Consider the following 10,539-nt stretch of genomic DNA (forward strand, 5'->3'; position numbering starts at 1 on the left):
CAACTTCGATTTCCCTTAGCGGGTATTATTGCAGAAATGCCCACGGAGCCCCCCCATGCCGGATCTTACCCCTGGGGGCTGTCTGCCCCCAGACCCCCGAGGATATTTCTAAAAGGGTTAGGAGGGGTTTCGAGTGTCTCAATGAGCCCTACCGTTCTCAACTTGCAAAAGCATGAGAGAAGGCGTCCTAGAGCCTCCCGCGAGGCAATTTGTTGGAGACTAACGACGAAATTGTGTTAGGGCGCCACCTCCGTGACGATCTCGCGGATAAGATCCACCAGGCTTCTCGGAGCCGGCAAAGCTTCAATCATCGCATCCATCATCCGATCCCGGTCCAGTACGTCAGCATTGAAAGGAAGGCCAACACGTTAGGCAAGCAGATGGGCCGCTCGTACGGCGAACTCGGCCGGCTCCAATCCCATGCGGGCAAAAGGAATTCGCTTGGCAGGATGCGCACGGCGTGATTGACTCATGTCACGGTACAGGCTGGGAAGCCGATGGCCGTAAAGGGTTAGGGCTGCCACCACCATAGCGTGGTGGCACTCCCGCCAAATGTCTATCCCAGTAGTCGCCACCTTCATCCTTCCCTTGCAAACATCGCCACCTATCCTCCGAGGGAGCCGTGGCCACGCCTGCAATTCCCGTCTCTAATCCTTTTAGAAATATCCTCGGGGGTCTGGGGGCAGACAGCCCCCAGGGGGTTAGATGCTTCAAAAAATGGATAAGTCGTAGTGTTATATTCGTGTTAAAGAATCTGTTAAGGGTTGGAAAAACATATATAACTGATTGAAAAAAAATCATAATTTTATCCACAGGGTCACTGATGTCCCGCATGTTCGGTCACTGATATCCGGGTTTTGGTCACTGATGTCCCGAACCCCGCAAGGCGGTCACTAAAGTCCCGAAACTTAACTTCGGACGCTTGATTCCCGCTATTTTCGGTAGTGTTTGACGGAATTGCCACAATAGGTGCTTGCAAAATAGTCACTGATGTCCCGAATCCCTTGACAGGGGTCACTGATATCCCGAATTTGATGCCTATGGTCACTGATATCCCGAATCAAGATAGCTTGCTGCCCGATCGGCATCCCCAGGGCGAGCTGTTTGTTTGTGATGTGAGCGACGCGGTCATCAAGGATGACATGGCCTCGATGGAGCACCCTGTTTTCACCTTGGCGACGAAGCCGGATTTGCAAATCCGGCGCTATGAGCAGGGCGACCGCTGGCTGGAGATTACTCCGAGCGTCAAAGGTCTCGCGACCATCTATGACAAGGACATTCTGATTTACGCGGTGAGCCAGCTCATCGCTGCGAAGAATGCGGGGCGTCCCATTGCGCGGGAGATTGTCATCAGTGCCCGCGAGCTTCTGATTTTCACCAACCGCTATACCGGCGGCCGTGATTACGGTCTGCTCGAGGATGCCTTGTCCCGCCTGGGCGGCACGCGCCTGCGCACCAATATCAAGACGGCCGGGAACGAACAGACCCGCGAATTCGGCCTGGTCGAGGAAAGCACCGTCGAGCGTGACCGCAAGACCAAGCGCATCACGAACATCCGTATCACCCTCTCCCAGTGGCTCTATCACGCGATTGAGGCGCAGGAAGTCCTGACGCTGAACCGAGACTACTTCCGCCTACGGAAACCGATTGAGCGGCGCATCTACGAGATTGCCCGCAAGCATTGCGGTGCCCAGGTGGAGTGGCGCATCAGCCTGGCCGTCCTCAAAAAGAAGTGCGGCTCCAATAGCCCCCTGAAGCAGTTCCGCTATCTGCTGAAAGACCTAGTAGAGCATGACCACCTGCCGGATTACAGCGTGCGGTTCGGGAATGACGACATGGTGCTGTTCATCAATCGGCGTGTGAAGCAGGAGGTCGCGGAGGCCACCTCCACTATCCGACTCAAGCCGGAAACCTACCTGGATGCCAAGACCTGCGCCCCGACCTGGGATATCTATTATCTCGAAGAGCGTTGGCGCAGCTGGATGACGGATGGCGGGGCGGAACGCCCTAAAAACCCGGACGCGGCGTTTCTCGGCTTCTGCCGCAAATGGTACGAGCGTAACGGCAACGCATAACGTCACAACGTTGCAGCGTTATTTCTTGACGGGAGGCTTCCCGTATTTCGCCAGCATCATGTTGATGCCCTCAATGTAGAGGTCGTGGGGCCGCCGGTCGAACTGGAAGGCGATTTCCTTGATGGCCCGTTGCGCCTCCGGGGGCAGATACAGGCTAGTATGCTTGAGACGTTTTAACGTTTTAACGTTACCACGCTCCAACGTTACAGTTTCACCAACCTCCTCCGCTGAAGGTGCGGCCGATTCCGTCAGGGCCGTAAGGCTGACGGCAGGTTTCTTCGCCATGGCTATTCTCCCAGGTTCTTTTTAATCCATGCCCACAGCGTCCTGATTTCATCAGCCGCCTTGCCGTTAGGGTCGCGTTCCGTCACCCCCAGGCCTAGGGCAACGGCGTCCATATGGTCGGCCCGCATGGCGACGAACGGCTGCGCCAGGACGTTAAGCAGGGAAAGGGCCTTGGCCGCATCGGCGGAGCGCGGTGACCGTCCGGGCGGACAGGCATTTAGCACGAACGCAAACGGCTTATTGAGACGGGTCAGTGCCCCCATCGTCGGCCGCGCCGCCTCGATGTCGAGCAGGCTCGGGCGGGAAGGTATCAGGGCGAGGTCGGAAACGGCCATCGCCGCCGCGCTGGCGGCGGTATCAATCCCGGCCGTGTCGATAACGACCAGGCTAAACCCCAACTTCCGAAGTCCATCAATGGCCGCGGTCAGTTTAGCGGGCGTGGTCTGGTCAACAGGCGGTTCGTCCGCCTCCCGCCGCTGCCCCCAGCTCATCAAGGAGCCTTGGGGGTCTAGGTCAATCATATAGACCTTTTCACCGGCTTCCTGCGCGGCAACAGCCAAGGATATGGCAAGAGTGGTTTTCCCCGTGCCGCCTTTTTGGGTAATGAGCGAGATGACTTTCATCAAGATAGGATAATACAAGAACAGGGACAACGCTACAACGTTGTGACATTAAAGACCTTTAACGTTGTAACGTTTTTTAATTAAAGGCTAATACGATGAAGGAAGGGCCGGCAACGCCGGCCCTTCGAGTGATCAGGCATAACTGACGAGCTGCCAAGTCACCGCCTTACCGCTATACGGCGGCATGCGATTGTTCTTTGCAATCGGCGCAGTGGTGGTGGGCGTACCCTTCACCTTCCAAACGCCGCTTTCCGGGCAGGATTCGCCCGTGCGGGCAGTGGTGCCAATAGGCTTCTTCATGCTTTTTACTCCAGCGACCTGTTGAATAAATCGCCTGGCGGAGTACATTCAGATTGCTATGGCCTGAATGTCCGGGGCGAGCCAGCTGATGGTGTCGCCACGCCATCAGACCGACATTGACGGTGGGACCGTTAGGGCGGTCCCACCAATTTCATGACATTACTTGACGTGCCGGTTCGGCAGACCAAGCTTCCAGCGGATCATGTCTGCCAGGATCGGGAAGATGTCATTATGCTTCGATCCGAAGCGCATGACGCCACCCTGGAAGGAGCCAAGATCTCGGTTCGCCTCGGCCGTGACCTGACCTTGGTCGGGCAGATAAGCCGCCAAGTTATCGATGCCGGCCTCGGCGCGATCTTCCTCGCTCATTTCATAGAAGCGCCACATTGGATTGTCGTGGCCGAATTCGACCTCGCCCAGGCGGGCGAATGCCGAGTCGAGGAGGGTGTCGCCATTGTCCGGACGGCGGTTGGAAAACGCCAGGTCGAACACGATCTTGGCGATCGCCTTGAGCACGACCGGTTGCGCCGCGACGGTCGCGAGCTTGGCGCCCGCCTGATTGACGCCGGGCAGCTTCAGGATCGCCGCCCACATCTGCGACACCGTCTCTACACGGGGCTCGATGATCGCTGGCGTCGCGCCGGTGATGTTGCCCTTGTTAAGGAAGGCGATGGCGTTGATGGCGACGATGTCCTTACGAGGGAGGCAACCGTTATCTTGCGCCCAATCCGTCTGCTCGTTCTCGCAATCCTGCACGCCCATCTCGTCGACGAGCACATCGTCAATGAACTTGGTGATGGGATTCGAGCCATCGAACTTCAAGGAAAGCGACCGGGTCACCTTCTTGCCGAGGTTGTTGAGATCATGGAAGAGCTGGCGCTCCTGCTCAATCGACAGGCCCAAGTGAAGCTCGACCTTGACGCTAGCGAACGAACGGGCGCATTCCAGCGCTTCCATCCAGACGATCATCTCCTCCGGCGACACCTTGCCCCGGCCGGTGAAGAGGTTGTTGCGGGCCGGATATGAGCCGGTTTTGGTGACGTGTTCGAGAAATTCCTTCGTCGTCTGCCCGCCGACGAGGCGGTGCTGACCGTCGATCATCCACCAACGGAAATGCCGCGGCAAGTACACCTGGAAACCGCGAGTTTCGTTGTTCTTGGACTGAATGCGCTCGGCGCGCACGGACGGTTTCTCAGGATTGATATCGCGAATGTTGGCGACGAACGGCTGAAGCGAAAAATAGGGCTGTGTGCCAAGTTGCTTCAGGATTTTCTGGAAGATCTCCGGAATGGGCTTGTTCATGAGGACGCGCCGGGCCATGGCGGAATTCACTAGGCCTTTCAGCATGTAGACGCCAAGGCCACGGGCGTGGGCGAGGTCGAGTGGACGCTGGGCGATCTCGCCCTTCTCGGGGTCGTTCGCGACCGAGGACCATTCGATGAGCTTGACCAACGGCACGTCCGTAACCCAGGTCATGCGGCCGAGATTGTAGCCGACGAAAACCGTGAACGGTTCCTCGTCGCTCCCCGTGAAGGACATCATGCTGTCCAGACTGCCCAGTTCGAGGTTGTCCTCGTCGACCGACATGGGCTTCGGCATTCCGTTGGTGTTTCCGAACATGGCTACCTGCCTATCAAAATGTTTCGATAGGCAGGTGTATACGCTTCAAAAAACGCCATGTAAAGTCCCCTGGGACATAAATTAATGTCCCAGGGATATTAATTTATGTCCCAGGAGATAAATTAATTTTTCACTTAAGCAATATGACTTCCGCCTGGGGGTAATCTCTGTCCTCTTTGTACAAAATGATGTAGCCCGGCAAGGCGGTAGCCTGCCAGCCAGCCGGCATATGCTCGACAATCGTTTTGATCGCCTCTCGCGGTGTCATTGGCCCACCCTTAGCTGGAAGCACGGTGGCTTCCATGTCCGGATGCGGTTTTCGACTACCCCCGCCTTTTCCCTGATAGCGGAACGTGTAGGGCAGGGCTTCCTTCAGCCGAGCGAGGGCGCTCGCCGCAGTTTCGTCCTGGTCAATGGCGAACGCCAACACGCGGTCAATGTCGATCGGGAACTTGGCGTCGAAGTTCTTCGGGTCGACCTTGGTCGTGTCGCGCTCGCGGCCGGGGTCATTTGACCCAAACCCGCTGCCGTTCCAATCGATCGATTTGACGCCGCCATAATGACGGATCAAGTCGGATTCCAGGTCGACGGCGGTAAAGACGAAGACGCGCACGGCCTTAAAGCTGACGCGCGCTGGATCGAGCCCGACGCGATGCATGATTTTCCGGGCATGCCGGGAAAGTCGCTTGTGCAGGCCGGCATCGGCGTCGGTCTTGCCGATATAGACGAGCTGATCGTCAAGATAGAGCTGATAGACGCCCTGCTCCTCGGGAATGGCGGCGAGGTTCGTGGCGTTCAGCGTCACGGCCTCGATCTTATCCAGTATCTGAATCAACCGAACAAGCAGGGCACCGGGAAGATCGAACTCAAATTCGACGTAACCCGTCATGCGGCGATACCCGAAGCCTTACCATGCAAATGCGCGCCCACGCTCGACGCGACGACATGCGCCAACTCCACCGGCACGGCGTTGCCGAGCTGACGCATCGCTTCCGACCAGGAACCGTGGAGGCGGAAGTCGTCGGGAAAGGTTTGAAGGCGGGCGCTCTCGCGCACGGTGAAATAGCGGACGCTGCCATCCGGCCGCAGAAGCATGTTCTCACCGCCCGGCACGCCATGCACGCCAGCTTTCAATGTCTTGGCGGGCTCATCGAGTGGGCTACCGGTGTGTCCCGGATAGGATCGCGCGCCTGACTGGAAGCGGTGATTGAGATAGGCTGCGGCCTTGGCAGGCTCGCGCTCGGGATCGGGCAGGTCCGCGAGCGCGTCGCGCGTCGTACGCCAAGGCAGGGTGTCGGGCTTCTCCACGAGGCGCGTCGCGCGCTGGCGGTTGCGAGCGCCGATGTCGCGGTCGGCTTTCCGAACCTGATGCCGATCCCAGTAATCGCCGTGAATTTGATCCCATAGCAGGGCGTCGAGCGAGTGCGTTTCCGCGGGAAACGCCCATTTGATATCGAGGTCGGATCGGAAACCGACGAAGACGACGCGCTCGCGGCGCTGCGGCACGCCATGATTGGCGGCGTTGAGGACGCGAAACACGACGCGATATTCAAGTCCCGGGACGCGCCGGCGGCTGGTGTGGTGACGCTCAAGCCGCTGGAGGTGGCTTTCCCAACTTTCGCCCGTCTTGGCGACGATGTCGGGATAGGTCATCTGCAGAACAATATGGGAGACGTAGGTGGCAAAGCTCTCGCGGGTCAAGCCCTTGACGTTCTCGAAGATGAAGGCGCGCGGTTTCGTCTCGCGCACGGCGCGCACGGCTTCCGGCCACATGTCGCGGCGATCCGCGTGCGCCTGGTGCTTGCCGCCGAGCGAGAACGGCTGGCAGGGCGGGCCGCCGGTGACGAGGTCGAGCTTGCCCTCGAAGAGACGAAAATCTACGCCGCGGACATCGCCCTCGATTGGCGTTGGCCAGCTGGCCAAGGGTGTGACCTTATTCTCGCGATTCTCGCGGATAGTATCGCAGCACCAACGATCCCACTCAACGACCGCTTGCGGGGTGAAGCCTGCTTTGCTCACGCCCATGCCCAGGCCGCCGGCGCCGGCGAATAGCTCGATTGCCTTCATGATTCCTCCACGAACCGCCTTAATTTGTTCTCTAATTGTTCACTATTCCGCAATTCGCATTCCCAGACAACAAGAACTTTCCAGCCACCGTCGCGAAGATCGGCCTCAGCGCGCGCGTCACGCACCACGGTGGCCGCGAACTTCGGTTCCCAGAACTCAAGACGAGACTTTGGCAGGCGGGCGAGACGGCAGCTCGGATCGGCGTGACGATGCCAAAAGCAGCCGTGGATGAAAATGACCTTGCGACGTTTTCCAAAGACAATGTCGGGCTTACCTGGCAATCCCTTGCCATGAAGGCGATATCGATATCCCATGCGGTGCAAGAGTCGCCGAACGATCATTTCCGGCTTGGTGTCACGGCCTCGCACCAACCCCATCCGGATACTCCGTTCCTCTGGCGTAAGGCTATCCATCGGCGGCCGCGTCCATGGACGGATCGGATTGGCGCATGCGCTTGACCAGCCGCTGCAAGGTCGAGCTGGAGCAGCCGGTGGCAGACTGGATCGTCTTCCAGGACTGCCCGGCGCGCAGCATGATCATGATCGCGGCGTTACGCGCGGTATTCTCGCGCCGGCCTTTGTATGCTCCCGCAGCCTTCGCGGCGACGATGCCTTGTTGCTGGCGCTTGCGCCGCGTCTCATAATCCTTTCGCGCCACTGCGGCCAGCATGTCCAGCATCATTGCGTTGACGGCGTCGAGCATTCTCGCCTGGATATCATCGGGATCGGCCGAGACCATGTTCCACGACGTCGGCAAGTCGAGCGCGACTACACGGACGCGCCGGCGCTGGATTTCGTCCTTGAGGCGGCGCCAGTCATCGGCAGAGAGCCGGCTAAGGCGATCGACCTGCTCGACGAGCAGTACGTCGCCATGATCGCAGTCCGACAACAGCCGGAACAATTCCGGGCGCTGAAGCGTCGCACCGCTCTCATTCTCAATATAATGCGTGGCGATCTTCCACCCGCGCGCGGCGGCGAACGCAACAAGCTCATCCCTGGCGCGCGTCGCGTCTTGCTCCTGGGTGCTGGCCCGGAGGTAAGTTCGAGCGAGCATGGCGCAGACTTTCACTTCGATTAGGATGCTTCGATGGTGACCGCTTCGTTTTGAGTCGTCAAACGGGATTTTACGAAGCGCTCAACACCACTTCGCTTGAAGTATACCCATATAGGTAGAAAATACGTCTTTTAGACGAAGGTCGTTTTGGCTCCTTGCCATGAAATAGCCTCAGTTGCAGACATAAGGTCAATTCAACGAGGTAGCCGTCGCTGTCGCGAACGCCTGTTGCTTTTCTGCAACTAGTTACGTCGCTGGCAGCGCGTTACCTAAAAACTTTAATCGATGTGCATTGACAAGCCAGGGCGCACACGAGTTGAAAGTATCTATGGTTATAGGGCTTGGACATATCGCGCTTCGGCGCCCGCGGCGGAACTCGATTTCCGGATTGGATTTTTCGGCCCTTTGAGTCATGAGCCCTCCGGTACAGCGCCGGGGGGCTTTTCTTTTAGGCGGTAAAACCGCGACGCGGAAGTTTGTTGACGGCAATTGCGTGTGGGAATATATTCCCATTTACCTATGTGAAAGTGATTGCCGTTTATAAAGAGAAACGTAGAAGCCGAAAAAGACGCATCCAAACGCCTTTTCATGGACAGCTTCTACGGATTGGCAGGCAGCGTTCCAACTGCTTGCCGATCAACAAAAGGTTCAGCGGCGACGACAACGTCGCCGCTGGCCTTTTTTCTGATTCCAGAATTTTCCCCCTTGACTCGCCTACCCGTCGCAGTGTTCCAATATAGTCAGGAGCACTGACCCTCTATGTTTTGAGGCTCAATCCTCTAGGCGCAACGCTCTTGCGCTCGGCCATGTCGCTTCGATTGGAACACCGGACTTCCACCACCGGGTCGAAACGAATTGGTTGTCCATGAAGAGGTGGTGGCGCGGTGATGTCCGCGCTCCACCGTTCCCTTGTTCACACTAAGGAGAACCTCGTGAGCCAGAATAATTCCCGCCACGACCCCGATGGCCGCCGCTTCGACGGCGGCACCCGTGCACCCGCCGCTTCCTTCGCCAAAGACCCGCCGCAAGCACTCGCGCACGGCTTCCCCCTGCGCCGCCGCAACGCTTACGCCAAGATTGCGTTCGCCAATGATCCTTACCGCATCTTCGCGATCGGTGTGGAAGACCAGGATGGCCTGCAACCGTTCTCTGAACGGCATGACCTGCGGCCGACCGGCAACGACCAGTTCCCGTTCGAGCTCATTCCGCCGCGCCAGCCGCGCCACCTCCGTGAAGCGCTGGACTTCGCGGAAAACTGGGTGCGCACCGCCTTGGACGGTGGGCCCGTCGTGCAGCGGAACTCCTGATATGAGCGCTTTCCTGCCCGCGCGCCCGCACGCGCCTGGGCAGGCCAAGGGAGCAGCTGAAGCAGAGACCATCTGCGTGCAATTCAGCTACCACGAATATCGGGCGCTTCTGCGCTCGGCACTTGCCGCGTTCCCTACGCCTGCCCCCACCGACTACGAAGAGTGGGGCGATCAGCTGGAAGAAGACTGATTGCCACCAGAAAGGGGCGGCATCCGCCCCTTTCTCATCTCCCAACACGAGCATTCGTCATGGCGACCGCCCACGCGCCCGCCAATCGCACCTTCTTGCCCGGAGATAATCCATGAATATCCGTTTCCGTAAACTGCACTCTACCGAGGCAGTGCCCTACGGCTCCACGCTCCTCCCCAAGAGCAATGATGCCGCCATCAATGAGATTAAAACCATCGTGGCCGGCGTCCCAGGCGAGATGCGCCGGCTGGCTGTCGCTGGCGCCGATGACGATGAACCCAGCTCGCCGCTCCGTCTCATCCGCCTCGGTACGGAAGAATGCCTCGGCCGCGAGGCCCGCGAGACCAGCCAGGACATGCGTAATCTGGAGGCTCAGTTCAACACGATCGAGGCGCTCGATCCGGATCTCCAGCTCGCCGGCGTCGACGTGACGATCGTCAACGAAACCCGCCAGCGGCAGGATGATACGATAGCCGCCAAGGCAACGGCTGTTCGCAAGCGGATGGTCTACCACGCCTTCCGCAGCAGCCGCGAAATCGATCGCGATCCCGAGACCCCCAACGCCTGGCTCACCGTCTTCAGCATCGTTCTCGCCCTGGCGATTGAGTTTGGCATCGGCTACTGGCTCTACAATGACGTCTCGGCCGACGCGATCGCCGCCATGGGCATGGCAGCACTGCTCTCGCTTGTCGTTGCCGCCACGGCCCTCGCCACGGGCTTCTTCGGAGTGCGCGGAGCCTTCCACGGCTTCGGCGGGCGTGAACGCGTGACGGGTTCGATTATCACCGCAACCGGGCTGTTCGCGATCCTCTACCTCGCACTCATGATCTCCCACGACCGAGACCATCTTGCGTCGTTCGCTCCGGACCAGGATTTCATCCGGCGCTTCGATTGGACGCTCATCTTCCACCCGGCCGACTGGTTCAAGTACGAGACCGTCGAAGGCCCCCTGTTCCTGGTCATTCTCCGCCCCTGAACATTAAAGGGGCACAGATATACGGTAGGCGGTTCAGACCGAG

The 10,539-nt window shown here is 58.8% G+C and carries 12 protein-coding genes; 4 read left to right on the forward strand and 8 right to left on the reverse strand.

Annotation, left to right across the window (positions count from 1 at the left end; all coding sequences use genetic code 11):
* Positions 1-1,040: 1,040 nt before the first annotated feature.
* The gene (locus BGP85_RS00065) at positions 1,041-2,075 is read left to right on the forward strand and encodes a replication initiator protein A (protein WP_103466389.1); all 1,035 of its coding nucleotides are present in this window, start codon (positions 1,041-1,043) and stop codon (positions 2,073-2,075) included.
* Positions 2,076-2,093: 18 nt separating this feature from the next.
* On the opposite strand, the gene BGP85_RS00070 is transcribed toward BGP85_RS00065, so the two are convergent.
* From BGP85_RS00070 to BGP85_RS00100, 8 genes are all read right to left on the reverse strand, one after another.
* Positions 2,094-2,360 (reverse strand): ribbon-helix-helix domain-containing protein, encoded by a 267-nt coding sequence (locus BGP85_RS00070; protein WP_103466392.1) that lies wholly within the window; start codon positions 2,358-2,360, stop codon positions 2,094-2,096.
* A gap of 2 nt (positions 2,361-2,362) precedes the next feature.
* The gene (locus tag BGP85_RS00075; protein WP_219811571.1) at positions 2,363-3,013 is read right to left on the reverse strand and encodes an AAA family ATPase; all 651 of its coding nucleotides are present in this window, start codon (positions 3,011-3,013) and stop codon (positions 2,363-2,365) included.
* Between the two features lie 102 nt (positions 3,014-3,115).
* Positions 3,116-3,283 (reverse strand): hypothetical protein, encoded by a 168-nt coding sequence (locus BGP85_RS28795; protein WP_181005064.1) that lies wholly within the window; start codon positions 3,281-3,283, stop codon positions 3,116-3,118.
* 159 nt (positions 3,284-3,442) lie between these two features.
* Complete coding sequence (locus BGP85_RS00080) at positions 3,443-4,903, reverse strand: DNA sulfur modification protein DndB (protein ID WP_103466394.1); 1,461 nt, start codon at positions 4,901-4,903, stop codon at positions 3,443-3,445.
* A 130-nt stretch (positions 4,904-5,033) separates the two neighbouring features.
* Complete coding sequence (locus tag BGP85_RS00085; RefSeq protein ID WP_103466396.1) at positions 5,034-5,792, reverse strand: GIY-YIG nuclease family protein; 759 nt, start codon at positions 5,790-5,792, stop codon at positions 5,034-5,036.
* The gene (locus BGP85_RS00090; RefSeq protein ID WP_103466398.1) at positions 5,789-6,970 is read right to left on the reverse strand and encodes a DNA cytosine methyltransferase; all 1,182 of its coding nucleotides are present in this window, start codon (positions 6,968-6,970) and stop codon (positions 5,789-5,791) included. The genes BGP85_RS00085 and BGP85_RS00090 overlap by 4 nt, the downstream gene beginning before the upstream one ends.
* The gene (locus tag BGP85_RS00095) at positions 6,967-7,347 is read right to left on the reverse strand and encodes a very short patch repair endonuclease (protein ID WP_258036107.1); all 381 of its coding nucleotides are present in this window, start codon (positions 7,345-7,347) and stop codon (positions 6,967-6,969) included. The genes BGP85_RS00090 and BGP85_RS00095 overlap by 4 nt, the downstream gene beginning before the upstream one ends.
* A 28-nt stretch (positions 7,348-7,375) precedes the next feature.
* Entirely contained in the window at positions 7,376-8,023 is a 648-nt protein-coding gene (locus BGP85_RS00100) for a recombinase family protein (RefSeq protein ID WP_103466402.1), read from the reverse strand.
* Positions 8,024-8,955: 932 nt separating this feature from the next.
* On the opposite strand from BGP85_RS00100, the gene BGP85_RS00105 reads away from it, so the two are divergent.
* The 3 genes from BGP85_RS00105 to BGP85_RS00115 all read left to right on the forward strand — a co-directional run bounded on the left by BGP85_RS00105 (position 8,956) and on the right by BGP85_RS00115 (position 10,496).
* On the forward strand, positions 8,956-9,330 hold the full coding sequence (locus BGP85_RS00105; RefSeq protein ID WP_103466404.1) for a hypothetical protein: 375 nt from the start codon (positions 8,956-8,958) through the stop codon (positions 9,328-9,330).
* Position 9,331: 1 nt separating this feature from the next.
* Positions 9,332-9,520 carry a hypothetical protein gene (locus BGP85_RS00110; protein ID WP_103466407.1) on the forward strand — a complete coding sequence of 63 codons (189 nt, stop codon included), beginning with the start codon at positions 9,332-9,334 and terminating at the stop codon, positions 9,518-9,520.
* Between the two features lie 112 nt (positions 9,521-9,632).
* Entirely contained in the window at positions 9,633-10,496 is an 864-nt protein-coding gene (locus tag BGP85_RS00115; RefSeq protein WP_103466409.1) for a hypothetical protein, read from the forward strand.
* The last annotated feature ends 43 nt before the right edge of the window (positions 10,497-10,539 follow it).

Origin of the sequence: Pseudomonas putida (assembly GCF_002906855.1) — a bacterium.
In the GTDB taxonomy this organism is placed as follows: Bacteria; Pseudomonadota; Gammaproteobacteria; order Pseudomonadales; family Pseudomonadaceae; genus Aquipseudomonas; species Aquipseudomonas putida_N.